Annotated in this window: 25 protein-coding genes; 14 read left to right on the forward strand and 11 right to left on the reverse strand. The window is 38.0% G+C overall.

Annotation, left to right across the window (positions count from 1 at the left end; genetic code table 11):
- Nucleotides 1-150: 150 nt before the first annotated feature.
- The 3 genes from JL102_RS09840 to JL102_RS09850 all read left to right on the forward strand — a co-directional run bounded on the left by JL102_RS09840 (nucleotide 151) and on the right by JL102_RS09850 (nucleotide 4,373).
- Complete coding sequence (locus JL102_RS09840) at nucleotides 151-1,266, forward strand: methylmalonyl-CoA mutase family protein (RefSeq protein ID WP_202244230.1); 1,116 nt, start codon at nucleotides 151-153, stop codon at nucleotides 1,264-1,266.
- An 11-nt stretch (nucleotides 1,267-1,277) separates the two neighbouring features.
- Nucleotides 1,278-3,407, forward strand: a complete 2,130-nt coding sequence (gene scpA, locus JL102_RS09845; RefSeq protein ID WP_202244231.1) for a methylmalonyl-CoA mutase — start codon at nucleotides 1,278-1,280, stop codon at nucleotides 3,405-3,407.
- Nucleotides 3,408-3,548: 141 nt separating this feature from the next.
- Nucleotides 3,549-4,373, forward strand: coding sequence for an ion transporter (locus tag JL102_RS09850; RefSeq protein ID WP_202244232.1), 825 nt, complete (start codon nucleotides 3,549-3,551; stop codon nucleotides 4,371-4,373).
- Here the strand turns inward: JL102_RS09850 and JL102_RS09855 are convergent.
- On the reverse strand, nucleotides 4,368-8,399 hold the full coding sequence (locus JL102_RS09855) for an AAA domain-containing protein (protein ID WP_202244233.1): 4,032 nt from the start codon (nucleotides 8,397-8,399) through the stop codon (nucleotides 4,368-4,370). The genes JL102_RS09850 and JL102_RS09855 overlap by 6 nt on opposite strands.
- Before the next feature lie 115 nt (nucleotides 8,400-8,514).
- Nucleotides 8,515-9,447: a helix-hairpin-helix domain-containing protein gene (locus JL102_RS09860; RefSeq protein ID WP_202244234.1), complete on the reverse strand. Its 933-nt coding sequence runs from the start codon at nucleotides 9,445-9,447 to the stop codon at nucleotides 8,515-8,517.
- 209 nt (nucleotides 9,448-9,656) lie between these two features.
- Between JL102_RS09860 and hemA the strand changes: the two genes are divergently transcribed.
- A complete protein-coding gene (gene hemA, locus JL102_RS09865; protein WP_202244544.1) occupies nucleotides 9,657-10,928 on the forward strand; it encodes a glutamyl-tRNA reductase in 1,272 nt (423 codons plus the stop codon).
- A gap of 68 nt (nucleotides 10,929-10,996) precedes the next feature.
- A complete protein-coding gene (locus JL102_RS09870; RefSeq protein WP_202244235.1) occupies nucleotides 10,997-11,761 on the forward strand; it encodes a S1/P1 nuclease in 765 nt (254 codons plus the stop codon).
- 74 nt (nucleotides 11,762-11,835) lie between these two features.
- Here the strand turns inward: JL102_RS09870 and JL102_RS09875 are convergent, their stop codons facing one another.
- Together JL102_RS09875 and JL102_RS09880 are read right to left on the reverse strand one after the other, a co-directional pair.
- A complete protein-coding gene (locus tag JL102_RS09875) occupies nucleotides 11,836-12,615 on the reverse strand; it encodes an exodeoxyribonuclease III (RefSeq protein WP_237390546.1) in 780 nt (259 codons plus the stop codon).
- Nucleotides 12,616-12,623: 8 nt separating this feature from the next.
- On the reverse strand, nucleotides 12,624-13,466 hold the full coding sequence (locus JL102_RS09880; protein WP_202244236.1) for an aminotransferase class IV: 843 nt from the start codon (nucleotides 13,464-13,466) through the stop codon (nucleotides 12,624-12,626).
- 142 nt (nucleotides 13,467-13,608) lie between these two features.
- On the opposite strand from JL102_RS09880, the gene JL102_RS09885 reads away from it, so the two are divergent.
- The 3 genes from JL102_RS09885 (at nucleotide 13,609) to JL102_RS09895 (ending at nucleotide 15,200) form a co-directional block, all read left to right on the forward strand.
- Entirely contained in the window at nucleotides 13,609-13,755 is a 147-nt protein-coding gene (locus tag JL102_RS09885) for a lmo0937 family membrane protein (RefSeq protein ID WP_202244237.1), read from the forward strand.
- Nucleotides 13,756-13,776: 21 nt separating this feature from the next.
- Nucleotides 13,777-14,079: a ribosome hibernation-promoting factor, HPF/YfiA family gene (gene hpf / locus JL102_RS09890; RefSeq protein ID WP_202244238.1), complete on the forward strand. Its 303-nt coding sequence runs from the start codon at nucleotides 13,777-13,779 to the stop codon at nucleotides 14,077-14,079.
- A gap of 296 nt (nucleotides 14,080-14,375) precedes the next feature.
- Nucleotides 14,376-15,200 carry a phosphatase PAP2 family protein gene (locus tag JL102_RS09895; RefSeq protein ID WP_202244239.1) on the forward strand — a complete coding sequence of 275 codons (825 nt, stop codon included), beginning with the start codon at nucleotides 14,376-14,378 and terminating at the stop codon, nucleotides 15,198-15,200.
- 55 nt (nucleotides 15,201-15,255) lie between these two features.
- Here the strand turns inward: JL102_RS09895 and ahcY are convergent, their stop codons facing one another.
- Nucleotides 15,256-16,557, reverse strand: coding sequence for an adenosylhomocysteinase (gene ahcY, locus JL102_RS09900; RefSeq protein WP_202244240.1), 1,302 nt, complete (start codon nucleotides 16,555-16,557; stop codon nucleotides 15,256-15,258).
- Nucleotides 16,558-16,710: 153 nt separating this feature from the next.
- Between ahcY and JL102_RS09905 the strand changes: the two genes are divergently transcribed.
- The 5 genes from JL102_RS09905 to rnhA all read left to right on the forward strand — a co-directional run bounded on the left by JL102_RS09905 (nucleotide 16,711) and on the right by rnhA (nucleotide 21,659).
- Nucleotides 16,711-18,129, forward strand: coding sequence for a nicotinate phosphoribosyltransferase (locus JL102_RS09905; protein ID WP_202244241.1), 1,419 nt, complete (start codon nucleotides 16,711-16,713; stop codon nucleotides 18,127-18,129).
- The gene (gene pncA, locus JL102_RS09910) at nucleotides 18,126-18,746 is read left to right on the forward strand and encodes a bifunctional nicotinamidase/pyrazinamidase (RefSeq protein ID WP_202244242.1); all 621 of its coding nucleotides are present in this window, start codon (nucleotides 18,126-18,128) and stop codon (nucleotides 18,744-18,746) included. The genes JL102_RS09905 and pncA overlap by 4 nt, the downstream gene beginning before the upstream one ends.
- A gap of 156 nt (nucleotides 18,747-18,902) precedes the next feature.
- Nucleotides 18,903-20,564, forward strand: coding sequence for a M1 family metallopeptidase (locus JL102_RS09915; protein WP_237390547.1), 1,662 nt, complete (start codon nucleotides 18,903-18,905; stop codon nucleotides 20,562-20,564).
- Between the two features lie 70 nt (nucleotides 20,565-20,634).
- A complete protein-coding gene (locus tag JL102_RS09920; protein WP_202244244.1) occupies nucleotides 20,635-21,198 on the forward strand; it encodes a MarC family protein in 564 nt (187 codons plus the stop codon).
- Entirely contained in the window at nucleotides 21,198-21,659 is a 462-nt protein-coding gene (gene rnhA / locus JL102_RS09925) for a ribonuclease HI (RefSeq protein ID WP_202244245.1), read from the forward strand. The genes JL102_RS09920 and rnhA overlap by 1 nt, the downstream gene beginning before the upstream one ends.
- 17 nt (nucleotides 21,660-21,676) lie before the next feature.
- On the opposite strand, the gene JL102_RS09930 is transcribed toward rnhA, so the two are convergent.
- The 5 genes from JL102_RS09930 to JL102_RS09950 all read right to left on the reverse strand — a co-directional run bounded on the left by JL102_RS09930 (nucleotide 21,677) and on the right by JL102_RS09950 (nucleotide 24,125).
- Nucleotides 21,677-22,180, reverse strand: coding sequence for a periplasmic heavy metal sensor (locus tag JL102_RS09930; protein WP_202244246.1), 504 nt, complete (start codon nucleotides 22,178-22,180; stop codon nucleotides 21,677-21,679).
- A complete protein-coding gene (locus JL102_RS09935) occupies nucleotides 22,149-22,472 on the reverse strand; it encodes a hypothetical protein (protein ID WP_202244247.1) in 324 nt (107 codons plus the stop codon). The genes JL102_RS09930 and JL102_RS09935 overlap by 32 nt, the downstream gene beginning before the upstream one ends.
- 2 nt (nucleotides 22,473-22,474) lie before the next feature.
- On the reverse strand, nucleotides 22,475-23,134 hold the full coding sequence (locus JL102_RS09940) for an RNA polymerase sigma factor (RefSeq protein WP_237390548.1): 660 nt from the start codon (nucleotides 23,132-23,134) through the stop codon (nucleotides 22,475-22,477).
- A complete protein-coding gene (locus JL102_RS09945; protein ID WP_202244248.1) occupies nucleotides 23,082-23,570 on the reverse strand; it encodes a Spy/CpxP family protein refolding chaperone in 489 nt (162 codons plus the stop codon). The genes JL102_RS09940 and JL102_RS09945 overlap by 53 nt, the downstream gene beginning before the upstream one ends.
- Before the next feature lie 78 nt (nucleotides 23,571-23,648).
- Nucleotides 23,649-24,125 carry a DUF456 domain-containing protein gene (locus JL102_RS09950; protein WP_202244249.1) on the reverse strand — a complete coding sequence of 159 codons (477 nt, stop codon included), beginning with the start codon at nucleotides 24,123-24,125 and terminating at the stop codon, nucleotides 23,649-23,651.
- 34 nt (nucleotides 24,126-24,159) lie between these two features.
- Between JL102_RS09950 and JL102_RS09955 the strand changes: the two genes are divergently transcribed.
- Complete coding sequence (locus JL102_RS09955) at nucleotides 24,160-24,675, forward strand: hypothetical protein (RefSeq protein WP_202244250.1); 516 nt, start codon at nucleotides 24,160-24,162, stop codon at nucleotides 24,673-24,675.
- Here JL102_RS09955 and JL102_RS09960 read toward each other — a convergent pair.
- Nucleotides 24,653-26,002: a saccharopine dehydrogenase family protein gene (locus JL102_RS09960; RefSeq protein ID WP_202244251.1), complete on the reverse strand. Its 1,350-nt coding sequence runs from the start codon at nucleotides 26,000-26,002 to the stop codon at nucleotides 24,653-24,655. The two genes, JL102_RS09955 and JL102_RS09960, sit on opposite strands and share 23 nt — an antisense overlap.
- Nucleotides 26,003-26,090 lie beyond the last annotated feature (88 nt).

Consider the following 26,090-nt stretch of genomic DNA (forward strand, 5'->3'; position numbering starts at 1 on the left):
TTCACTTCTCATTTTATCTCCACGCGAAAGCCGTATATTATATTTTATATATTGTAACACATTTTTTCACAATTCAGCATGTTAACCTACATACTTGATTAAGTTAATTAAAAACAGCTAACTTTACTAAAGAACCTTACATACCAAATTATGAGTAATCGACATAAGGAGCTATTTAAAGATTTTGAACCCCATTCTAAAGTTGAATGGATTAATATAACGAAGGAACAGCTAAAAGGTGAAGATGTTTTCTCAAAATTTTCATGGCATCCGGAACCAGACCTCACCATCTTACCCTACTACGATTTTTCGGACATTCACTTCAAAAAAAACAATTTCGATAATCGCCTTCTTCATACCGACAGTCAGAATAAATCTGCTCGCCACTGGTATAATTTCCAGCTCATCAACTGCAGTGATACAGAAGCTGCTCACGAACAAAGTATACTAGCAATCGAACAAGGAGCTACCGGGTTAATATTCAACTTAGAAAGTATTGAAAACATTGATTTCGATCAACTATTAGAAGGTATTAACACAGCAAAATACAGCCTGTCATTTAGGATTAACGAACAATGGGAAAGGCACCTCGATAACTATGTAAGATTTATAGACAAAAAGAAAGACAATACTCACAAAATCAGAGGTTTTATACTCAATAACAGCCAAACACTACAGGCTGATAAATTGACAAAATATTCTTTGGACCATATCCATACCTTAGAAATAAAAGTAGATGAACACTTATCTTATACTGACTCTATAGCTAAGGCTTTACTACAAGTGATAGAGGTTATTGAAAATATTAAAGATGAAAGTATAGAAAGCATCTTTAAAAAATTATTTTTCAACATCCCTCTTGGCACCAAATATTTTGAAGAAATATGTCGTACACAAACCGTTAGACGACTGACCTTTCAGGTCGCTTCGGCTTATGGTTGTAAAGACTTTTTACCTGAGGACTTATATCTGCTATGCACCTCTCCTCCCTGGATTACAGAAGCCTATAATCCACAAAGTAACCTTTTAAAGTCTACTACCGCCGCTATGGCTGCTATTATTGGAGGATGCAATGGCTTATTACTGTTACCATCAGATTCAAAAAGTCCATTACTCAAAAGAATAGCTTTAAACACCTCTACCATCTTACAAGAAGAGGCTTATCTAAACGCCACAAACGACCCTGTTGCCGGTTCCTATTATCTCGAAAATATGATAGATCAGATGAGCCAAACGGCTTGGCAAAAATTTCAGAACGCCTTATAAACCCTCCCCTCATGAAACCAGACTTCAGCAAAATCAGCTACAATCATTTCCAGCCCTCACCAAAATCTACTGAGGCTACAGAAACTATGCTTTCAGCTGAAAAAATAAATATAAAAGCAGCTTATACAGATCAAGATTTTAAAGGGCTGCATCATACTCATTTCACTGCAGGAGTCCCTCCTTACCTGCGCGGGCCATACAGCACCATGTATGCCGGCCGGCCCTGGACCATTCGGCAATATGCGGGATTCTCTACTGCGGAGGAATCAAATGCTTTTTACAAAAGAAATCTGGCCGCTGGTCAGAAAGGACTCTCCGTAGCCTTTGACCTGGCCACTCACCGTGGGTATGACTCTGATCACCCCAGGGTAGCTGGTGATGTAGGCAAAGCCGGAGTAGCCATTGACTCCATTCTGGACATGAAAGTGCTCTTCAACGAGATTCCTCTAGATAAAATGTCGGTTTCTATGACGATGAATGGAGCAGTATTACCCATCATGGCCTTCTACATAGCTGCCGCAGAAGAGCAAGGTGTAAAGTTAGAAGAGCTAAGTGGCACTATTCAAAATGATATTTTGAAAGAGTTCATGGTAAGGAACACTTACATATACCCACCGGCTCCTTCCATGAAAATAATTGCTGATATTTTCGAGTACACCTCTCAGAAAATGCCTCGCTTTAATTCTATAAGTATCAGCGGCTATCATATGCAAGAAGCAGGAGCCACTGCAGACCTGGAGCTGGCCTACACACTGGCTGACGGGCTAGAATACATACGCACAGGCATTCAGGCCGGAATGGATATAGATGACTTTGCTCCTCGCCTATCTTTTTTCTGGGCCATAGGCATGAATCATTTTATGGAGATAGCCAAAATGAGAGCTGGCAGAATGCTTTGGGCTAAAATAGTGAAACAGTTTAACCCCAAAAATCCTAAATCTTTAGCCTTAAGAACGCATTGCCAGACATCAGGCTGGAGCCTTACAGAGCAAGACCCTTACAACAATGTGGTACGTACTTGCACTGAAGCTATGGCCGCCGCCCTTGGACACACCCAATCATTACACACCAACGCCTTAGATGAAGCCATTGCGCTTCCTACTGACTTCTCTGCGCAAATAGCCAGGAATACACAGATTTATTTACAGAAAGAAACCAATATCACTAAGGTGGTAGATCCTTGGGGAGGCTCATATTATGTAGAAAGCCTTACCGCTGACCTGGCTGCTAAAGCATGGGAGCTGATAGAGGAAGTAGAAGAACTCGGAGGCATGGCCAAAGCTATAGAAAGCGGCTTACCCAAAATGAGGATAGAAGAAGCTGCCGCCAGAAAACAGGCACGTATAGATTCTGGTAAAGATATAATAGTAGGAGTAAATAAATTTAGAACCGATGAGCAACCAGATTTTGATATTTTAGAAGTTGATAACACACGAGTAAGAGAGCAGCAAATACAACGACTGGAGGAGCTAAAGAAAAATAGAGATAGTGAAAAAGTGAATAAAGCGCTTGAGCAGATCACCAAGATAGCAGCAGGAGAAACCGCAGGCAACCTTTTAGAAGCAGCTGTAATTGCGGCAAAGGAAAGAGCCTCATTAGGGGAAATATCTGAGGCTATGGAAAAAGTATTTGGAAGACACAAAGCCACTATACGATCAATTTCAGGAGTTTATTCAGAAGAAGCTAAAATGGATAACAATTTCAAAGAAGCTAAAGATTTATCAGACCAATTTGCTGAGTTGGAAGGCCGCCGTCCTCGTATTATGGTAGCCAAAATGGGCCAAGATGGCCACGACAGAGGAGCCAAAGTAATAGCTACCAGCTTTGCTGACCTTGGGTTTGATGTAGATATTGGGCCGTTATTCCAAACTCCACAGGAAGTAGCCCGACAAGCCGCAGAAAATGATGTACATGTAATAGGTGCTTCTAGCCTGGCGGCCGGACATAAAACACTCATTCCACAACTAATAGAAGCGCTGAAAGAACTGGAAAGAGAGGATATTATGGTGATAGTAGGAGGCGTAATCCCCCCTAAAGATTATGATTTTCTTTATGAAACAGGAGTATCTGGTATATTCGGCCCTGGGACCGTTATAGCAGTAGCCGCAAAAGACATACTGACTCAGCTCTTGAAACAATAAAGGCTCGAAAGATAAAAGCGTAGAAACTCGCTACTTTAAATAACTTTAAGGAATAACGTCTCAATTTTTAGCCAAGATGATGTTGTGCATTTATTATGATTAGCTTGGATTAACCCTCTTGGTTAAATACTTTAGCCGCATATGAATAATCACACTACTGCCAAACCGAGTTGGAAGGATAAGCTACATGAAGTTATTTTTGAAGCAGACACCTTCTGGGGAAAAGCTTTTGATGTAGTATTACTCATAGCCATTATACTCAGCGTACTGGCGGTAATGCTGGAAAGCGTTGCGCAGATAAAGGCAGAATATGGCACTACACTATATATCATTGAATGGTTTTTTACCATCCTATTCTCCTTAGAATATATAGCAAGGCTCACCGCCATCTCTAAACCTTGGAAATATGCTTTTAGCTTTTTTGGAATTATTGACTTACTATCAATCTTCCCTACTTTTCTGAGCTTATTTTTTGCAGGGGCTCATAGCTTACTGGTAATAAGAAGTATTCGTTTATTAAGGGTTTTCAGAATATTTAAATTAGGCAGATTCATCGGGGAAGCCTCTCAGCTTACCAGTGCTTTAAGAGCTAGTCGACCTAAAATTATAGTTTTCATAGGCGGTGTGTTTATTCTGGTAGTAGTGCTGGGCACGATGATGTATCTGGTAGAAGGAGGGGAAAACGGATTTACGAGCATACCAAAGAGTATCTATTGGGCTGTAGTCACTCTCACTACGGTAGGCTATGGTGATATCGCTCCACAAACCACGCTGGGACAAACCTTGGCCACCCTCATTATGATTTTAGGTTATGGAATTATTGCTGTACCTACAGGCATTGTCTCTGCAGAGATGAGCCAACAAAAAAGTGTAAGACCTGTGAATACACAGGCCTGTCCTCATTGCGGCGCAGAAGGCCATGAATCTGATGCTTCTTATTGTAAAAAATGCGGTGGTCGCTTATGACTCCTTATCTCGCATACTTTGGTTCACAAATCGATAAATCATTTCATGCACCTGATCTCTATTATTCCAATACTCACGGCTAAAAATGCCTTTAAAATGCCATTTCTTTTTGCTAAGCACAAAAGGAGTATACACATGCAAGTCTTTCACTGATATACTTTGATAATAAAGATCATCATCTGTAATGATCAATCCAAGATGCTCCTCCCCCATTTTCACGGTAAGATCTGCAAAAGGAAGTTCCTCCTCCAGAGTAAAAGCATCTCCTCGAACTAGGTTCCATGCTTGCAATTTCTTTTTCAAGAACCATTCTGCATGATGGTTCTTCTCCCGGAACGGCGACGGTTTAAACTCTCCCTGAGATACCTTCAAGGCATATTCTAAATAAGCTTTAAGCAGCTTAGGTCCTTCATTTTTAGTATTCTCCACTTTTAGCTGCTGTGGCATTATACTACTTACCACTATCACTTTTTCGCGCGCTCTTGTTACAGCTACATTGAGTCTATTTTCTCCATGCATAGCATTTAAACTGCCAAACTGCATCATTAACTTGCCATCAGCATCTGGAGCATAGCCCGTTGAAAAGATGATAAAATCCTTCTCATCTCCCTGAACATTTTCAATATTTTTAACGAACCAGTTGGCCGGCATCACTCGGCCCAAAGTGGCAAACCTTTGATCTAATACATCTAAAATACACTGCTGCTGCTTTGCATTGAAAGTAACTACCCCCACATCTTTAAACGGCTGATCATTCAGAATTTCCAGCAAGATATCAACTACCTTATCAGCCTCTACCATATTCATATTATTCTCCCAAATACCATCTAGCTTTATATACTTAATGGCTGGATCAGAATTATTGATTACGTCAAAATCTGGCAACAGACGAAGGTTCCCATCGTAAAAATGGCGATTAGAAAAATCTATAAGGTCAAGCGATTTACTTCTATAATGCCCCTGCAGCTGTATGCTCATGAGGTGCTGACTCCCAAGCTCTAATAAAGAATCAACTTCGAGAGCCGGATCAAGATCCTCTTCATCTTCCTCATACCTCACGTGATACAAATCACTAGGCTTAAGCTGCTTATCATCTCCTGCTATTACTACCTGCCTGCCTCGGTACATAGCTGGTAAACCACGCTCCACAAAACACTGCGAAGCCTCATCAAAAATAACGAGGTCAAACATTTCTCGCATAGGAAACATCGCTGACACTGATTCCGGAGAGGCCAGCCAGCAAGGAATCAAGTTAAACAACTCCTCATAGTGCTCTGCTATTAACTTACGAAGGGGCCATATCCTTCTCTTTTTAGTTACCTGATGATACAAGTCTCTATACGTAACCCGGTTATTTAATCGATTATATTCTACATTTTCGTATGTTCTTTCCCTAGCGCGTAATAGAAGCATATCATTACTTACATTCAACTTCTCTCTAACGCAGTTTTGTAACTCTGCCTCCAGCTGTTGAAATTTTAATGAAGAAACAGATCTGAGAATAGGATATTTAGTTTCTATATGCTCTATCCAGGCTATGCGGAGACTATTTTGAAAGAGCTGCTCCACTTCTTCGATAGTTGGCTCTTCAATAGCATCTACTACCTTATCAATCACCTGCATCTCTTGAACGGTCATATCACTTCGAAGCTTATCATACTCACAAAGCGCATCAAAGTCTCGCCTCAGCACCCCTACCATTTCATTCTTTTTCTCTGGGAAATTAAGCAGATTACTCACCTGTTTTGAAGTAAGGTAAGTCTCCCAGCTGGCCCGCTTTTCTGGCAGGTTTTCTGTTATTCTAAAAATGGCATCTATTTTCTCCTTCAGCTCTTCATAACTGAGTTTTTGCACATTAAAATAATCTCTAAAATTTCTCAGAGAATTAAATATGAGTTTAGCTTTTACTGAGAGCTTCTGCAGGTGGAACCAGTTTTGAATATACCCTTTATCATAAGTTGTGGGTACATCTGTAATCCAGGCCCTTTGTTTAAGTTTCGTGAAATTATGCTCCAGGTTAAGGCGGTTATCAATTTTCTCAACCATTATATTGAAGCCCTCCTTATTTCCTTTCAGAGAGTTCGCCACCAATACCTGCTTCATAAAGGCCTTATCCTTAGAAAAAAGCCTCCACTGTAAAAGTCTGAAGACACTTCTTCGGGCATCTATATTTCGTTGTAAGGCTTCCTGAAATTTACCCAAACTATCCGCTGAAAGGGACGTCTCCGGCCCCGCACCTCTATAGCATTCCACTAAAACGCGTTCTGTATTAGAAAGCCACAGATTACTGGTTTCATCATCCGGATAGCTCATCATATGCTGAAAGTAAGAATAGGCCTTAGGGATTTTCAATATTTCCAGCATCTCTACTATGAGGTGCTTTTTTTGCAAAAAGGCCTCGGCATCTTCCAGCATCCAGCGCGCACCTATCACCTTTTCAAGCTGATCTGCTAGGTACTTCTGGCTGGCAGGCACATCTTCAATTATCTCTAATATTTTCTGTTCATCAGACACTCCAAAGTGTTCAAATGAATTTCTTTCCCTCCATGGATATTCCGTTTTATTAAATCGCTCAGCATATTGCGCATAATAGCGCAGCTTATTTATAAATGCCGGAATCTCATCAAATTTAAAATGAGTATATTCTTGCTTAAGGCTAATAGAAGGTTGCTCTATATCTGAAGTTAGGTATAGCTCTTTTACAGATATCGCACACTCACTTTCATCAAAAAGAGCGTATTTAAACTCTTCCATTTCCTCGATAATCTGATCTATTCTGCGGCTGACCTGCAAAAATTTTCGCTCCAGCTGAATCGCATCCAAGCCATTATTTCTGATTTTGTAGTCTTCAATCCGATCTACTTGTTTAGCTATTTTGTGGTATACCTCTCTTCTGTCATTCCGGAAATCATGCACCAGCCCAAGGAAATCTATCATATCCTTTTCCTCCATCCGGTTATAAACCACATCTAATGCCGCTCTTTTCTGACTCACCACCAGCACTTTTTTACCTATGGCAATATGATCAGCAATCAGGTTACAAATCAATTGAGATTTACCTGTGCCCGGAGGGCCTTGCACCACAATAGAATTACCTTTCTTTATAGCCTTAAGAGCATTTTCCTGATAGGCATCCATTTTGAAAGGAGTAAAAGTTTTCTCCTCTTCCACACTATTCAGAAAATAATAATCAGGTCCTTTTTTTTCAGATTTTTCGAATGGCGTTCTCATCTCAAAGAACTCCTCAATATCCTTCACATGGTTATTCCCGATCAGATGCATATAATCTGGCACAAGATAAGAACCAGCCTGCGGAAATATACCTACCACTGCTTCAGGATATAACTTAAGCTCCCCGGGCTTTTCTTCTTCCTCAAAATCGTCCTTTTTAAATTCTGAAAACTTCTGAAGACTATCCTGAAAATTATCCTGATTGAAATTAAGCTCTACAATACTTTCTTTAAAAAGCTGATACAATGACGTTCTGAAAACGGTACTATCAGTATCAAAATCTTCTAAATTCCGCTCTATCAGTTCATCAGGTATTTTTATTTTATTGTAGTAAGCATAGGCCAATAAAAATGATTTGTTAAGCGTAATGCCTGCGTCATTTCTAGGTTGTAGCCTCCAATTATTATTAACAAGCTGTAGCTCTACCGGGAAGAAAAGTAACGGACAACGCACATTAGTACCGTCCGCAAATTTACCCCTTACAAACGGCCAGCCCACATACAAATCTCTAGAACCTCGCTCTTCATAAATAAACTTATCTGTTCTGTTTATTTTTTTCAGTCTACGGCTAGCTAAATTCACCTCCTCATCACGACTGTCCATTTCAGCACATAGAGATATTGACTTCCCTGCAATGAGCGATTCAATAATTTGCCATGAACCCCCTTTGGTTATGAAATTAAAATCGTAGAGGTCTAAAAATTGCTCTACCGGCAAGCGAAGTAATAATAATGATCGGTTATTGGCCGTAAGGTTAGTAAGCCGATTCAGATATGATTTAAGCAGATCGTGCATATTAGTTACTAAGGAAGCAAATAATAAAGATAAATATATAAACAAGAAGGAACAAAATTAAGGCATCTGCCGCCAGTACACACTATAATTACGTTGTAAAGGCTCAAATTAAAACCTAAAAGGCCAGATAAGGTTTTAATTTATAAATCAGAATAGAGTCTAATAACTTTATCTTAAATAAATCATCTGGGTGGTTATAATCACCATGCTGATATCTATAATTCACAATAGCCTTAGCTTGTTTTCTATTCAGGTAGGGGTGGCGAATTAATTCTGTTTCAAAGGCCTTATTAATATTTATTTTATCTGGATTATAAGTGCTGTCAATATAGCAAGCCGTATCTAATCCTTGAATCAACTCTGCACCCAGACCATATACTTCTTTAAGCTGTTCTTTATTCACATAGCCTCCTAATGCCTCTCTGTATTTCACTATTCTTCTGGCATAAGCCGACCCTATACCCTTTAATGCTTTAAGGGCTGAGGTATCAGCGATATTAATATCAAAAGCTTCAAAAGTATACTTATTTATAGGTGATTTTTGATGAGCAGCCTCTTCATTATTAGCATTTGTTTCAACTTGAAGAGAATGAGGAGCGTTGGGATTTTGTGCTTCTGATATCACTAAATAAGGCGCTAACCGGTCATATTCCTCTTCTTTCATACCATACAGCCGCATCAAGTCTTCTTTCTTTTTAAAACGACCACCTTTATCAATGTATCGTATCCAGTTTCTCGCCAAATATGCTGTCACTCCCATTTTTGATAAATCAGCCTCAGATACATGGTTAGGATCAAATGGTTTTAATCTGATTTTATTTTCTATCTCTTGTTCCGCCGCTGAATCCAAATACATTAAACCTATTAACTCATCTAACCGCTTAGTATCAGGCATATCAGCTCCCTGATAGGCTAACCAGCTCTTATAAAAAGTTGAAGCTCCTAAAATCAAAAGAATTAATGGTAGAAAAATAACCAATCCTCTGGCCTCTCCTCGGGAGAGTGACCATTTTTGTTTCACCCAACGGATCACCTTAGAGAACTTCATAAAATAATTTAAGCATATTTATGAATATTCGAAACGCCAGAAGCAACCATAATTGATTAAACTTTGTTGGAAAGCTGACATAGGTCATCCATTCGTATAGTAATAATTTCTTAAATTTGAACCTTGACTTATTTAAAAATCTTCTAAATAGTCATGATGTTTTCAAAGTATGGTTATACTATTTAAATTTGCTCACGAATAAGATAGAGATGCAGGAAAGTTTTAAAGTACTTGGCTTATCATTCAAGGACACTCCTATAAACATCAGAGAACGTCTGGCCTTGGATGAGGCACACGTCAAGCAATTATTAAGGTATATTAGCGAGTATTCTACAGCTTCGGATGTGTTGATTTTATCAACATGTAACCGTACTGAGATATACTATGCTTGTGATTCTAATCAGGGATTAGTAATCCTTCAGGGTATTGCTATGATCAAAGGTTTAGACCTTGCAACCATACAAGCTTATTTCAAATCAGAAAACAATCATCATGAAGCAGTAAAGCACCTCTTCAGAGTAGCCATGGGGCTAGATGCTCAGGTAGTAGGTGATTTACAAATCTCAAATCAGGTAAAAAGAGCGTACCAGTGGAGTGCTGATGAAAATATGGCCGGCCCGTTTTTACACAGGCTCATGCACACTATCTTTTTCACTAACAAAAGAGTAGTACAGGAAACAGCGTTCAGAGATGGAGCCGCTTCTGTTTCTTATGCTGCTAAAGAGTTAGCAGAAGATATAACCAAAGACATAAAGGATCCTAAAATCTTAATTCTTGGGTTAGGAGAAATAGGAAAAGATGTTTGTAGAAATCTTGTTGACTCAAAGTTTGCAGAAGTAAACATCACTAACCGCACAGAAGCTAAAGCTGCAGAACTAGCTCAAGAGTGCAATTTTAACGTAGTCCCTTTTAACGAAGTATTTCAAGCTATTCAAAATGCAGATGTAATTGTTTCGTCTGTAGCGGCTGATGATCCCTTCATTACTAAAGCTTTAGTTAGCAAATTAGAAATACTATCCTTCAAATTCTTTATAGACCTTTCTGTACCTAGAAGTGTGGAAATGGAGATAGAGGAAATCCCCGGAGCGTTAGTTTATAACATTGACAACATCCAAAGTAAAACTTCAGAAGCTCTACAAAAAAGAATAGATGCCATTCCTGAAGTTGAAAACATTATATCAGAAGCCATAGTTGATTTCAATAACTGGTCTAAAGAAATGATGGTATCTCCTACTATTAAAAAGCTGAAAAATGCATTAGAGGATATACGCAAAGAGGAAATGGCTAGATACCTTAAAAACGCTGATGCTAAAGAAGCCAAAGTAATAGATAAGGTAACTAAGAGTATGATGCAAAAGATTATGAAGCTCCCTGTGCTACAGCTGAAAGCAGCTTGCCAAAGAGGGGAAGCTGAAACTTTGATTGATGTTCTTAATGACCTTTTCGATCTTCAAAAACAATCACCAGAGATTAAAAAATAACTCCTGATTAACAGTTCTTTAGGACACCTTTCCTACATTTGAAGAGAATGTAGACAATAGCTTATAACATGTTAAAAAAAGTAGCATTTATTCTATGCCTGTTTGTTTCTATGCAGGTATTTGGCTGGGGAATGACCGGGCACCGTGTAGTTGGATATGTAGCAGAACAACACCTATCTAAAAAAGCTAAAAAACGCATTACAGAGATACTTGATGGGGAATCATTAGCTACCGTAAGTAATTGGATGGATGATATAAAATCTGATCATGCTTATGATCATACTCATAACTGGCACTGGGTAACTATCCCTAATGGAAAAACCTATGAAGAAACAGAGAAAAACCCTGATGGTGACGTCATTTCAACTATTGAAAGGATAATAACCGATCTAAAAAAAGGAGGCCTTCCGAAAGAAAAAGAAGCTGAAGGCATAAAAATGCTTGCTCACCTGATTGGAGACATCCACCAGCCTTTACATGTAGGTACAGGCGAAGATATGGGAGGCAACCAAGTGAAGTTAAAGTGGTTTTGGGAATCATCTAACCTGCATTCTGTTTGGGATAGCGGTATGATAGACTCTGAAAATTACAGCTATACAGAACTTGGTGATGTAGTAAACCATGCCTCTAAAGAAGAAATCAAAGAATGGCAAAGCAGCTCAGTGAGAGATTGGGCCTACGAGTCTATGTCGTTAAGAAATCAGGTATATAATTTACCTGAGACAAAGGATATTAACTACGAATATCGATACAAAAACTGGCGCACGGTAAAAGAAAGGCTAAAACGCGCCGGAATAAGATTAGCAGGAGTGCTCAACGATATTTATGGTTAGAAAAAATCAAATCACAAAAAAGCCATCTATGATTATCATAGATGGCTTTTTTGTTTTATAGAAAGCTTATATTCTTAATCTAAATTCATAACTAACTCTACAGGGCAATGGTCTGAGCCCATATACTCATTATGAATCTTAGAATCTTCTACTTTAGACATTAAGGCGTTGCTCACTAAAAAATAATCAATTCTCCAGCCCACGTTATTGGCCCTTGCATTGAACATATAATTCCAATAACTATATTTCACTTCTTCAGGATAAAAATGTCTGAAAGCATCCACATAACCTTCTGCCAAATATTTATCAAAGCCATCGATTTCCTGCTGAGTAAAACCTGCTGACTTATTATAGTTTTGTTTAGGCCTAGCTATATCAATTTCCTCATGAGCCACATTCAAATCTCCGCACAGTATCACAGGCTTCTTCTCTTCCAGCTTTTTCATATAACCTAGAAAATACTCATCCCAGGTTTGCCTATAATCCAATCGCTTTAACCCTTGCCCTGAATTGGGAGTATACACATTAATCAAATAAAAAGACTCAAATTCTGACGTAATTACTCTCCCTTCCTGATCATGTTCCTCATATCCCAAATCATAAGTAACTGAGAGAGGCTCTTCTTTAGTCAATATTGCTGTTCCAGAATAGCCTTTTCTTGCCTTAGAGGCATTAGCAAAATGCTTATAATCAGGCAATAGCTCTAAAGCGGTCTTTACGTCTTCTACAGACCCTTTAGTCTCCTGAAGACATAAAATATCTGGATCCATTTGCTTAACACTTTCCACAAACTCCTTCTTCACTATAGCTCGGATTCCGTTTACATTCCAGGATACAACGTTTATTTTACTCATTACTCTTTTTAATTCTTTCTATTATTATCAAAGTATTCGTTTTCTAATTTCTCAAAAGCCTCCATAATGGCTTTGGTTTTAGGGCCAGGCTTCCCATTCCCTATAATACTATCATCTATCTGAGTTACGGGCAGCACCCTTTTGGTAGTACCTGTAAGAAAGGTTTCTTTTGCTTCACTCACCTCTCTGAGAGTAATTTCACGTTCTTCAACCTTCATAAATTTACCTGCCAGCTCTATAACCTTCTTTCTGGTTACTCCCTTTAAAATATTCACTGCCGGTGTAATTAAAGTTTCATTATTATCAACAATGAAAAAATTACTTCTGGTTAACTCACTTACCTTTTTGTCTTGATGATACAATATATCATAAGCTCCTGCTTCATGAACTCTGTCTTGCAACCAAATTCCAGTCATGTAACTTATAGTTTTCACTTCCACTAGTTCTCTTTGAAATTCATACGAGATCAGTTTAACACCATTCTTATATTTTTCATCAGAAGGAAAAGAAATATCCTCTTGAGTAATAATAAGGTTGGGAGTTCCCGGCTCATAACCATCGGGAGTCACCCCTCCGGTTCTCACTATTCTAATCCCTGATAAAGGCTTATTGTTATAAGTCATCAATCTTAAAACCGTATCTTTCACAGCTTTTATATCTAAACTAGCCTTAGGAAAAACTTTATTAGATGAATAAGAGAGTCTTGCCAAATGATCATCTAAAAAAAGTGGGATACCCTGATCAGTCCTAAAAAAGTCAAAAATACCATAGCCTCTTAAAATACTAAGATCACGTATACTAATAGTAGCCTCCTCTACAGGCATTACTTTATTATTTACAGCACAATACATGGCAATAAAAGTAATAGAAATTGTAGAAAAAAAGGGGGTAACGTTTATATTATTCCACAGCTAATTAATATAAAACATACATAATTATCTTACATACACATGGCATGAATATGGCAGCCATCATCAGAAAAGATAAGTAATAATGAGAGGATGTTTTCTAATTGTCTTAATAGTACTAATATTAGGCTGGCTATTTGGGTTCTTTTATTTTGATCTGGGGTGGTTCATTCATGTACTACTCGTAGCAGCCGTTATTATTTTACTTTTAAGGTTAATAGGAGGACGATAAACATATAAATAAAATAAATATATGAAAACCGATATACAAACTGTAGGCTTTACTGCCAATCAGGAGTTACTTGATTTTGTGGATGATAGACTAAAGCATTTAACTAAGCTTGATGACCAAATTACTGGAGTAGATGTTTATTTAAAAACCGTATACAACGATCATGATGAAACTAAAGTCTGCGAGATTAAGGTATTTTTACCGGGGCCTACCCTTTTTGCTGAATTCCAATCTGAGAGTTTCAGGGAGTCTATAATGGAAGTGGTAGATAAGCTAAAGCGACAGATTAAAAAACGAAAAGATATTCAGCAAGAGAAACGATAAAGTTAAAAAGGCCGTGTTACAACGGCCTTTGCTATTAATACTCCTATAAATCCGTCAATCATAAACGCATAATAACCAGCTCAGCATGATATGTAAAGTAGTTTAACCAATAACTCATAAGCGTCCAAGCCAAAGAAATAGACAATCCATTAGTGCAATTTCAATTAAAAAAACCCAATCTAATTTGGTAATATCTATATTAATTATGAACTTCTAGTTACCCTTAACTAATCATATACGCAGCCTAAGACTCTAATAAGATCAATTTTTCATCCTATTAAAGCCGTTTGCGAAACATGAAAAAATATATTTATTGTTATTTTCTAACTGTCTTATCTCTTACTTGCTATGCCCAGCAGTCCGACTCTACAGCAAAGCTAAAACAACCCTTCTTTAAAAGAATCACATTTGATGCGTCCAATACAGGACTCACCATAATAAAAACCTATGCCAGACCTTTTCATTGGAAGAAACAGGATTGGATGAAATTTGGAGGTGTTTTAGTTATTTCCGCAGGAGCCTCCTTTCTTGATGATCCTATGTATAAATATTTTAGAGACCACCCCACAGGCCCCATGGATGAATTTGCCTCAGTAGGAGACTTCCTTGGTCAGCCAGAACACAACTACCCTTTTATGTTAGCAGTATGGGGATCAGGAGTTATCATTAATAATGACTGGCTCAGAGATACTGGCGTTATGCTATTTGCGTCAGTAACCACATCAGGCTTAATTCAGACAGGCTTAAAAGAGCTTACAGGTAGAGCAAGACCTTCTACAGGCGAAGGCCCTCACTCCTTTGATCCATTCAGCGGCCCTTCATATCATTCCTTTCCCTCAGGCCATACCATGCTAGCCCTAGCTTCAGCATGGATTTTGGCACATCAAGTAAATTTCATGCCTTTGAAAATAGCTTTTTATGCTTTACCTATTGTCACCGGAATCTCCAGAGTATATGTAGGCGCTCATTGGTTTTCGGATATACTTTTAGGATCAGCCTTAGGAATAGCATGTGCTGAAACTGTATTAAGACTATACCCTAAAATAAAAAGAAATAAGAATGCCGCTCTCAGCTTCGGACCTACCTCATCTGGATTGGGTCTTGTTTATAAATTTAAATAAAAAAAGCCTCTCAGATATTTCTGAGAGGCTTAATTCTATGTATCAAAAATTGATATTAATATCTATATGCGTCAGACTTAAAAGGTCCTTCTACAGTAACTCCGATATACTCAGCCTGCTCTTCAGAAAGAGTATCCAACTCTACACCAATTTTCATCAAGTGTAGTCTCGCTACTTTTTCATCCAAATGCTTAGGTAAGGTATACACCTTGTTTTCATAATTACCTGTATTAGTCCAAAGCTCTATTTGAGCAAGAGTTTGGTTTGTAAATGAATTAGACATTACAAATGAAGGGTGACCAGTAGCACAACCAAGGTTTACAAGTCTACCTTCTGCCAATAATATGATATCATTTCCATTGGCCAATTTGTATTTATCTACCTGTGGTTTGATCTCATCTTTCTCAGCATTTTTATGCAACCAAGCCACATCTATCTCATTATCAAAGTGTCCGATGTTACAAACAATAGTTTTATCTTTCATGGACTCAAAATGACGTCCTTTTACGATGTCTTTGTTACCTGTAGCGGTTACTACAATATCAGCTTCTTTCACTGCATCGTCCATTTTCTTCACTTCGAAACCATCCATAGCAGCTTGCAGTGCACAGATAGGATCAATTTCGGTTACTATCACTCTAGCACCAGCTCCTCTAAGCGAAGCAGCAGACCCTTTACCAACATCTCCATAACCACCTACTACAGCCACTTTACCAGCCATCATCACATCGGTAGCTCTTCTTATAGCATCTACTAAAGATTCCTTACATCCGTACTTATTATCAAATTTTGACTTAGTTACAGAGTCATTTACGTTAATAGCAGGAATTACAAGTGTTCCTTTTCTTTCTCTTTCAATTAATCTATGAACTCCTGTAGTAGTCTCTTCAGACAGACCTTTTATTCCATCCACATACTGAGGATACCTGTCAAAAACCATGTTAGTAAGGTCTCCACCATCATCAAGGATCATATTTAATGGCTGCCCATCAGGAAATACTAAAGTCTGCTCTATACACCAATCAAATTCTTCTTCATTCATACCCTTCCATGCATATACAGGTATACCGGCAGCAGCTATAGCAGCAGCAGCATGATCTTGAGTAGAGAATATATTACAAGAAGACCAGGTTACGTCAGCTCCTAATTCTACTAGGGTTTCAATCAAAACAGCTGTTTGAATTGTCATGTGCAAGCAGCCTGCTATTCTAGCTCCTTTTAAGGGCTTTTCCTTACCATATTCTTCCCTTAATGCCATTAAACCAGGCATTTCAGCTTCGGCAAGTTCTATTTCTTTTCTTCCCCATGCTGCTAGGGAAATATCTTTTACTTTATATTTTAATTTTTCCTCAATCATGCTATTTGGATATTAAATATTTTTTTACGTTTAAGTATATACAAATATACAATAAAGGTTTAATAAGGGCAATGCCACATACTACCTCGGTATTTCCTAATATTGTAATATTAACAGGCCCATTATCAGGCCATTTACTATATTCGCAGTGTTATGATACTAACCAACCTAACAGCCACCTACACTGATTTATATCAGATCAGCATGGGGCAAGTTTACTTTTTAAAAGGGGCAGTTAACGATAAAGTCGTATTTGATTATTTCTTTAGAAGAATTCCATATAAAGGCGGGTATGCCGTATATGCAGGCCTTCAGGATGTACTGGAGATATTGCAAAACTTAAGCTTTTCTGCTGATGACCTTGAATACTTAAAAAGTCAGGGCTTTAACAAGGAGTATGTGGACGCTTTAAAGGATTTCAAATTCAGAGGCTGTATTTATAGTGCTCCTGAAGGTGATCTTATATTTCCTAATCGCCCAATTTTGAGGGTAGAAGCCACAATGCTAGAGGCTCAATTGATAGAGACAGTTCTGCTAAACATAATCAACTTTCAGTCTTTAATAGCCACCAAAGCGGCAAGAGTAAAGCAAGTTGCAAAAGATAAAATCTTAAGTGATTTCGGGCTAAGAAGATCTCACGCTTTGGGAGGCCTTTCGGCTTCCAGAGCTACCATTATTGGAGGTTTTAACTCTACAAGTAACGTACTAGCAGGTAAAGACTATAATATCCCCGTATCAGGCACCATGGCTCATTCATTTATCCAAAGTTATGAAGATGAGCTTACTGCTTTTAGAGATTTTGCCGAAGCCAGACCCAATGCCTGCATATTATTAGTAGATACCTATGACACTCTAAAAAGTGGAGTGCCTAATGCCATTACAGTAGGAAAAGAAATGGAGGCAAAAGGTAATAAACTTTCTGCTATACGTTTAGACAGTGGAGACTTGGCTTACCTAGCTAAAAAAGCCCGTAAGATGCTTGATGATGCAGGTTTATCATATGTGAAAATAGCAGCTTCTAACCAGCTGGATGAATATGTGATCAAAAGCTTAATGGACCAAAAAGCTCCTATAGACATCTTTGGCGTGGGTACTAACCTGGTAACAGGCCAGCCAGATGCCGCTTTTGACGGAGTTTACAAATTATGCCTTAGCAATGATCAGCCAAGAATAAAGCTATCAGAAAATTTATCTAAAACTACACTGCCTGATAGAAAACAGGTATGGAGACTGTATGATGAAGATGGCTTTTTATTTGGAGCAGATGCCATTGCCCTGCATGATGAAGTTGATATTGATATTATGCACCATGCTTATGAACCTCATAAGCAATTGGACATTAGAAATATCACTAAAAAGCCAATATTAAAAAAGGTTTTTGAAAACGGAGAAATTCTTACCGGTTCACCGTCACTAAGTGATATCAGCAAGTTTTCTCAGGAGCAGCTCAGCCTACTCCCAGATGAGTATAAAAGATTTGAATATCCGCATAACTATAAAATAGGAATTAGCAGTAAGCTAAAAGCATTGAGGAACGATTTACGTGAGAAATACAAAGTTAAAAAAGGATGAGAGCATTAATAATAGTAGACGTACAGAATGATTTCACACCAGGAGGTTCTTTAGAAGTACAGTCTGGAGATAAGATTATACCAACAATAAATAAATTACAAGAACAGTTTGACCTAGTTATAGCCACTCAGGATTGGCACCCGGCTTCTCATAAAAGCTTTGCTTCCAATCATGAAAATGCAAAACCGTTTGATAAAATTAAGCTCAACAAACTAGATCAGACTTTATGGCCAGATCACTGTGTTCAAGGTTCAAAAGGAGCTGAATTCCATCCAGATCTAAATACTGACAAAATAGAGGCCATTTTCCGAAAGGGCATGGATCCGGAAATTGATAGCTACAGTGGCTTTTTTGATAATGGGAGAAGAAAAAGCACAGGTCTAACAGGCTACCTTCAGGAACGTGAGGTTACAGAAACTTTTTTCTGTGGTTTAGCAGGAGACATTTGCGTTTTTTATACCGCTAAAGATGCCATAGAAGAAGGCTTTAAGAGCTTTCTCATACAGGATGCCTGCCAGCCACTTAATCATGGCGATTATTCTGATGCGTTGGAAGAATTTGAAAAGCGAAAAGGCATAGTAATTAATAGTAACCGACTTATACCACAATTTGGTTAACAAAACATATCAGGAGGTCCAAACGGACCTCTTTTTTTTGCCCCTTTAACAACAATGTTCCGAATCCGTTTATAGAATGATTTCACCCAAAAAATAAAACAGCTTATAAGTAATATGGAACTTCCCTATATTCGTGTTTGAATGAATACTATAAATATGAAATACCTAATATATATCATACCTCTAGTCTTAAGCTTATCTACAGTTCAAGCTCAGATAATTAAGCAGGGAGATGCTCCAGTTTTCAATCATCAAGACTCACTTAGAGGATCTATAACACCCGCACGTGCCTGGTGGGATCTTCTTCATTATAAATTAGACATTACCGTAACTCCTAATGATAGCTCTATACGCGGCACCAATACCATTACCTACGAGGTGTTAGAAGCTGCAGAAATTATGCAAATAGATTTGCAACCACCCATGAGTATTACAAAAGCTACTCAAAAAGGGAAAGAACTCTCTTTCACCAGAGATGGCAATGCTTATTTCATCACATTAGATAAAAACCAGAAAAAAGGTAAGACTGAAGAAATAACACTTACTTATGGAGGCCAGCCCAGAGTTGCCAAAAACCCACCATGGGATGGTGGACTTACTTGGTCTGAAGATGAAAACGGCACTCCTTTTATCGCTACCTCCTGCCAAGGTGAGGGCGCCAGTATGTGGTGGCCTTGCAAAGACCACATGTACGATGAACCAGATAATGGAATGGATATCATTGTAACAGTACCAGAAAACCTCTTTGAGGTATCGAATGGAAGGCTTATTAAAATAGATGAGAATAAAGCAGATAAAACCAGAACATTTCACTGGCAAGTTAAAAACCCCATCAATAATTATGGTGTAAACGTAAACATAGGAAACTATGTACATTTTGGTGAAGTTTTCAATGGAGAGAAAGGCAAGCTAGACTGTGACTATTACGTATTAGAACATCACTTGGAAGAAGCAAAAGAGCAATTTAAAGACGCAACCAGAATGCTGGAAGCTTTTGAATATTGGTTCGGTCCCTACCCTTTTTATGAAGACAGCTATAAACTGGTAGAAGTTCCCTATTTAGGTATGGAACATCAGAGTTCTGTAACTTATGGCAATGATTTTCATAATGGCTACAGAGGCCGAGACTTAAGTTTAAGCGGCTGGGGAATGAAATTTGATTTCATCATCATACATGAATCTGGTCATGAGTGGTATGCAAACAACATTACCTATAAAGATATTGCCGATATGTGGATACATGAGTCATTCACAGCTTATTCAGAAAACCTGTTCCTTAATTATTATTATGGAGAAAAAGCTTCTGAAGAATACGTATTAGGTACGCGTTCGTCTATATTAAACGACAGGCCTATGATTGGTTACTATGATGTAAACTATAGTGGATCAGGAGACATGTATTACAAAGGAGCGAACATGCTCCACACCCTTAGACAGATAGTAAATGATGATCTAAAATGGAGAAATACACTCAGAGGCATGAATGAAACCTTCTATCATCAGACAGTAACTACTAAACAGATAGAAGACTTCTTAAGCAAAAAACTGGGCAGAAATCTACAGCCATTCTTCGATCAATACCTTCGTACGGTAGACATCCCTATTTTAGAGTATCGCCTCATAGGCTCTAAGCTTATGTACAGATGGAGCAACACCGTTTCTGACTTTGACATGCCTGTGAAGGTTTACATTAATGGTAAGGAAAATTGGATAGAGCCTGTTACTAGTTGGAGTAGCTTAGAAGAGGTCCCTGAAGGTGCTACAGTAAAAATAGACAAGAATTTCTATATAGCCACCCTCGACATAATGGGTAAGTAGATCATACTACTTTTAAAAAAAAAGGAAATTTAAGAGTGTGGTGCAGAATTAATTCTTATAATTTTGCACCATGTTTAATTTCAAAGACATTTTTTCGGTAACACTAATTCTATTTTCAGTAATAGATATTTTAGGTTCAATTCCAATTGTTATCAACCTCAGAAAGAAAGAAGGAGCCATCCATTCTGGTAGAGCGACTATAATTTCAGGGGTTTTAATGATTGCTTTTTTGTTTCTGGGGCAGTCCATACTTAAATTATTCGGACTGGATATTGGTTCATTTGCCGTAGCAGGGGCTATAGTTATGTGTGTAATTGCTATGGAAATGATACTAGGGGTAACACTATTTAAAGAAGACGGCGGTGGCAGTGGGTCAATAGTACCTTTAGCATTTCCTCTTATTGCGGGTGCGGGAACACTCACTACCATACTTTCATTAAGAGCTGTATACGAGACGCCCAATCTTTTAATTGGAATAGTGATAAACCTTACATTTGTTTATATCGTTTTACGATCAACATCATGGCTGGAAAAGAAATTAGGTCAATCTGGTTTTAATATTCTACGCCGGGTTTTTGGCATTATTTTATTAGCCATAGCAGTTAAAATTTTCAAAGAACATATCCTTATTTAATGATTACAATCTACACAGATGGCTCTTCTCGAGGTAACCCTGGCCCTGGCGGCTATGGCACCGTACTAATGGCAAAAGTAAACGGTGAAAACTATCGAAAAGAGCTCTCTGAGGGCTTTAGAAAAACCACTAATAACAGGATGGAACTCCTTGCTGTAATTAAAGGCCTAGAAGCCATAAGAAAAGATGGAGCTCCGGTAACCATATATTCGGACTCTAAATACGTAGTAGATGCCGTAGAAAAAGGATGGATATGGGGCTGGCAAAAGAAAGGGTTTAAAAACAAAGCAAATCCTGATTTGTGGCAAAAGTTTATACCACTATACAATAAGTTTAAAGTTACTTTCAGGTGGGTTAAAGGTCATGCAGGGATACCCGAAAATGAGCGATGTGATGAACTTGCAGTTCAGGCGGCAGAAAGTTCTGACCTCAAGGTTGACCATGGCTATGAAAACCAGTAGTTAATTCAAGCTTAGTTTCACATACCTTTAGCTTTTCTTCCTTGGCGGTGATTTCTACTTCCTATACGATTGATTATTTTATCAAATTTAGGCTTCTGCTCATCAGTGCATATTTCTCTTAATGTTTTGATGTGCCAGAAGTTTAACCTTTCTAAATTATTGTTCTTCTCATTTATTGATTGTAGCACCGCTTCTATATGTAATGAATCTACACCTTGACCTAACATGGTCACCATTTTACGCTTGTCTGCTTGTATCTCTTTAACTAATGGCAAAGTCGTTTTAAAATGATCTTTGCGCTCTTTTTCAAAAGCCAGCGATTGAGACTCTGTCAAGTTCAGCTTTCTATCAAAAAAACTCTCCACTCTTTTACTCTGATTATTCCATCTTTTATTGGTCTTTTTATCAGACCTACTAAACCACAAAAAAGATAATAGCACTACGTTCATTATCGCCAAAACTATCACCAAGCCCGTTAACAATCTATTTTTATTCATCTTCTTCCAGTTGTTCTTCTTCATAAATATTAAAAGTATTTACACTATATTCCTCAGTAAGAAATTCAATATCATCAGTACCATAATCATCATTACTCCGCAAATCCTCTTTTATCATCACCAGTACATTTAATACTAACAGAACTACCATCGCAGTCAAAGCCCATGTCCATGCTACTCTATCTACTTTTTCTACTCTAGTTTGTAGGCGAGTTTTTACTTTAGTATAAAAAAATGGAGAAAGCCTTGCCCTTTCCACTCCATCAAGACTATGAAGTATTTTTTCTACTTCGTTATCTAAATCATTCCGTTGCATTGTCAAATATTTTTGTAATAAATTCCTAAAGATTTCTGGAGGTTCTTTTTCGCCCTAAAAAGCAATGACTCTACAGAAGATACACTTAGCTCCATTACCTGACTTACCTCCTGATAACTCAGCCCTTCTAACTTATGTAGATTAAAAGCCACTTTCTGTTTATCGGGTAATTTATCTATATGGGCCATCAATATCTGAGAGCGTTCTTTATTTTCGAGGGCCACACCTGGATGTACGAAATCAGCATGTTTTACACCTACCTGATCTTCAATTCCAAAAATAGAGGTTATCCAGCCAAACCGTTTCTTCCGCTTGGTTTTCCTTAACAATTCCAATGATTTATTTACACCTATTCTATAAATCCAAGTACTCAGAGCAGAGTCTTCGTGAAAAGAGGATATAGAATTATAAATCTCTACAAATACCTCTTGAGCTATGTCTTCAGCATCTGCTTCATTCTTCAAAAAGCCTAGACAAAGATTATAAACCCTATCCTTATAATTTTCTACAACCTCCCTAAAAGCCCTCTCATCATATAATTTAAGGAGACGAATAAGCTCCGCCTCCCTATCACTATCTTCGGTATATCTTTCCGCGACATTCAATAGCTTACCTTCTGCCTCTATGCCTCTTAGACCCCATCCCCATAGACCGTCTATCAAAGAATATTCTTTGTTCTTCAGTTAACTGGCTTCTTACTTCCTGATGATGCGCCACTCGGGCCTTTTTAAGCTCCACCTCTATAGCTCCCATATTCTCAATAAGCTTATTTACTTTTTTCATGTTAGGGCTCTCTACGGTGGTTAAAGTTCTCAACTGCGCCTTTTTTTCGTTTAGCTCATTTTTTAAAGGTAATGTTTCCTTATAAAATGAAAGTCTCATTTCTTTCATCTTACCTTTTTGATCCTCCGTAAGCTTAGGGATCATATGGATCGTATCTCCAGGACCATGCCCTCTAAGGCTACGTTTATGCGACCATTCTTTTTTGCCTTTATTGAAACCATCTCCGCGGCCTGGACCTTGCTGAGCAGAAACCATTACACTACTACTTATAATTAAGAAAGCTACTATTGAGATTTTAAATTTTGAGTTTTTCATCTTCGTAAGATTTAAGTATAACATTTACTCTTTAGATGACATCACTCAAAAAAAACTTGCGCCTTAGATAAAAAAAAATCAAATAATTCTATCAACGTAATCGTAAATCATTATTAAACAGATAATTACCTTCATAAAAGTACCTGCTAAAAATCCTAAAAAAGATCCCCATGCCGCTCTCATAGAAGCTTTAGAAGTTTGTCCCGCTATTAATTCTCCAATAAAAGCCCCAAGCATAGGCCCTATAATTACACCAATTACTGGCAGTAGGAAAATACCTACTATTAAGCCCACCACAGAACCCCAGGTACCGTATTTAGTTCCTCCAAACCTCTTAGTGCCATAGATAGGAATATAGTAGTCTAACACTGTTATAAGTATTGTAACAAAAAGCCAGATCCATATAAACTGAGCAGAAAAACTATATGATTCTGTAAACTGCATAATTAACAAGCCTATAAATGCCAGGGGAGGACCTGGAAGAATAGGCAAAAAAGAGCCCACCACACCCGCTAATAACAAAGCTGCCGATACTATTAGTATCAATAAATCCATTAACTTTAATTTAATTGTTGAATCGCTTTCTAAAATGATATTAAAAGAACAAATACTGAAGGAAAACTCAAAAAGTAATACCATTGAAATTGCTAACTATATTGGAGCCGATCCGAAAAAATTTCAAGATCTTATGTCTTTGTTTTTAGGCAATGACTACAGGGTTACACAAAGGGCCTCGGCAGTAGTTGGTTTATGCGCGTCTAATCACCCCCAGTTGATCACTCCATATCTAAAAAAGATAATACTAAACTTAAAAAGAGACGTTAATACAGCGGTTAAACGCAACACGGTTAGATTACTTCAAAATATTGACATTCCTGCCAGCTTACTCGGAGAAGCGGCTGATATTTGCTTCAAGTTTCTAGAATCAAAACAAGAAACAATAGCGGTAAAAGCTTTTTCCATGACCATATTGGCCAATATCTGCAAAAAAGAACCCGACTTAAAAAGAGAACTACAAATATTAATTGAAGATCAACTATCTACCGGTTCAGCCGGTTTTAAAAACAGGGGACAGAAAGTGCTCAAACAGATTGCGTGTTATTAACCTCCTTCTCTGTCATTTCAAACCCAAAGGAAGATAGCTCCTTCAATATAGGCGCATAAATCTCTTTTTTGATAGGTATTTGTACCCCGGTGCCATGCACCTTCCCCTGTAAGATAAGTTTAGTAGCAATGCCCAGTGGCAAACCAACCGTTTTAGACATCGCTGTATAAATATCGTCATCTCCTATGGCTACTAAAGTACTATGAATTTCCTTTTCCTCACCGTTTTCCTCATACTGAAACTTATGCCACATCACTATCATATCCTTATCTTCCTTTTTCAAAGTCCATTTCTTTTTAAGAATATGTTCCAATATCTGTGCAGGGGTGCCCTGAGTAAGACCTACAGGTGTGTGATCAAAAATGCCAGCCCAACGCAAACGATGCATTTCTGGGCCATCGATATCCAGATTTAAATAATAGGCAAGCTTCAATTCAACAGAATCATTCGGATTATATGATAAAAAAGAATTGATAAATGACCTGTGTGTCATATCCTTCACTCCTTCCATCTCATAGCTATCATCAGTAGCGCCAAGTTGCACAAACACATTCCATGTTCTACAAAATCCCGGCCTGCGAAAAGTCCCCCTGTAGATAGTCTTTATTCCTCGCAATCCATAGATATCTAAATAATTTAAAGAATCTCGGTTTGCATACCCTTCAAAATATCCATACCCTGGAATATGCACCTGTTCAGTTCTCCTGAAAACTTTCTGATATGGAATATATTTATAGGTTCCTTCCTGTATAAACTTCACCACTCCCTGCCCGGCTAAAATCACATTTCTAGGATTCCAGGTAAACTTATACTCCCAAGGGTTCTTCTCATCGGTACCCGGGGCCAGCAAGCCTCCAGTAAAAGATTCAAAGCCTGTAAGTACACCACCTCTATGCCTTATTTCATCTATCACCTTCATGGCAGACATATGATCAATACCGGGATCCAAACCACATTCATTTAAAATGATTATTCCTCTTTCTTTTGCCTCGGCATCATAGGCTTGCATTTCTTTCGAAACATAAGAAGCAGTAACCATATTTTTATCCCATTTCAAACAGCTCTTTGCCACCACCACATGATATTTAGCAGGCAGCATAGATACCACTATATCAGCTGCCTTTACTTCTTCATTTAGCTGGTCTTCATTGCCAATATCAAAAGCAAATGCGTATCCATTTTCAGAATTCTTACATCTATCTTGCGCTAATTCCAAAGCATAATCCCCTACACGTACCTTCCACCCTTCTTCAGTCGAATTTTCTAACAGATAATTAATAAGAGAAGAGGATGACCTTCCCGCGCCTAACACCAGTATTTTCTTCATAAATAGTTTCATTTTAGAGGTATACCAAAATAAGACTTTTATATATGCCAAGAGAATTATTGGTATTAAATTTTTCTACTTAGATTGA

The organism is Fulvivirga sediminis (assembly GCF_016757215.1).
Lineage (GTDB): Bacteria > Bacteroidota > Bacteroidia > Cytophagales > Cyclobacteriaceae > Fulvivirga > Fulvivirga sediminis.

What these genes read in the sequence shown, in the direction of transcription:
- JL102_RS09840 (WP_202244230.1), top strand. Translation starts at nt 151, where the DNA reads ATGAGTAATCGACATAAGGAGCTATTTAAAGATTTTGAACCCCATTCT.
- scpA (WP_202244231.1), top strand. Translation starts at nt 1,278, where the DNA reads ATGAAACCAGACTTCAGCAAAATCAGCTACAATCATTTCCAGCCCTCA.
- JL102_RS09850 (WP_202244232.1), top strand. Translation starts at nt 3,549, where the DNA reads ATGAATAATCACACTACTGCCAAACCGAGTTGGAAGGATAAGCTACAT.
- JL102_RS09855 (WP_202244233.1), bottom strand. Translation starts at nt 8,399, where the DNA reads ATGCACGATCTGCTTAAATCATATCTGAATCGGCTTACTAACCTTACG.
- JL102_RS09860 (WP_202244234.1), bottom strand. Translation starts at nt 9,447, where the DNA reads ATGAAGTTCTCTAAGGTGATCCGTTGGGTGAAACAAAAATGGTCACTC.
- hemA (WP_202244544.1), top strand. Translation starts at nt 9,657, where the DNA reads ATGCAGGAAAGTTTTAAAGTACTTGGCTTATCATTCAAGGACACTCCT.
- JL102_RS09870 (WP_202244235.1), top strand. Translation starts at nt 10,997, where the DNA reads ATGTTAAAAAAAGTAGCATTTATTCTATGCCTGTTTGTTTCTATGCAG.
- JL102_RS09875 (WP_237390546.1), bottom strand. Translation starts at nt 12,615, where the DNA reads ATGAGTAAAATAAACGTTGTATCCTGGAATGTAAACGGAATCCGAGCT.
- JL102_RS09880 (WP_202244236.1), bottom strand. Translation starts at nt 13,466, where the DNA reads ATGTATTGTGCTGTAAATAATAAAGTAATGCCTGTAGAGGAGGCTACT.
- JL102_RS09885 (WP_202244237.1), top strand. Translation starts at nt 13,609, where the DNA reads ATGAGAGGATGTTTTCTAATTGTCTTAATAGTACTAATATTAGGCTGG.
- hpf (WP_202244238.1), top strand. Translation starts at nt 13,777, where the DNA reads ATGAAAACCGATATACAAACTGTAGGCTTTACTGCCAATCAGGAGTTA.
- JL102_RS09895 (WP_202244239.1), top strand. Translation starts at nt 14,376, where the DNA reads ATGAAAAAATATATTTATTGTTATTTTCTAACTGTCTTATCTCTTACT.
- ahcY (WP_202244240.1), bottom strand. Translation starts at nt 16,557, where the DNA reads ATGATTGAGGAAAAATTAAAATATAAAGTAAAAGATATTTCCCTAGCA.
- JL102_RS09905 (WP_202244241.1), top strand. Translation starts at nt 16,711, where the DNA reads ATGATACTAACCAACCTAACAGCCACCTACACTGATTTATATCAGATC.
- pncA (WP_202244242.1), top strand. Translation starts at nt 18,126, where the DNA reads ATGAGAGCATTAATAATAGTAGACGTACAGAATGATTTCACACCAGGA.
- JL102_RS09915 (WP_237390547.1), top strand. Translation starts at nt 18,903, where the DNA reads ATGAAATACCTAATATATATCATACCTCTAGTCTTAAGCTTATCTACA.
- JL102_RS09920 (WP_202244244.1), top strand. Translation starts at nt 20,635, where the DNA reads ATGTTTAATTTCAAAGACATTTTTTCGGTAACACTAATTCTATTTTCA.
- rnhA (WP_202244245.1), top strand. Translation starts at nt 21,198, where the DNA reads ATGATTACAATCTACACAGATGGCTCTTCTCGAGGTAACCCTGGCCCT.
- JL102_RS09930 (WP_202244246.1), bottom strand. Translation starts at nt 22,180, where the DNA reads ATGAAGAAGAACAACTGGAAGAAGATGAATAAAAATAGATTGTTAACG.
- JL102_RS09935 (WP_202244247.1), bottom strand. Translation starts at nt 22,472, where the DNA reads ATGCAACGGAATGATTTAGATAACGAAGTAGAAAAAATACTTCATAGT.
- JL102_RS09945 (WP_202244248.1), bottom strand. Translation starts at nt 23,570, where the DNA reads ATGAAAAACTCAAAATTTAAAATCTCAATAGTAGCTTTCTTAATTATA.
- JL102_RS09950 (WP_202244249.1), bottom strand. Translation starts at nt 24,125, where the DNA reads ATGGATTTATTGATACTAATAGTATCGGCAGCTTTGTTATTAGCGGGT.
- JL102_RS09955 (WP_202244250.1), top strand. Translation starts at nt 24,160, where the DNA reads ATGATATTAAAAGAACAAATACTGAAGGAAAACTCAAAAAGTAATACC.
- JL102_RS09960 (WP_202244251.1), bottom strand. Translation starts at nt 26,002, where the DNA reads ATGAAGAAAATACTGGTGTTAGGCGCGGGAAGGTCATCCTCTTCTCTT.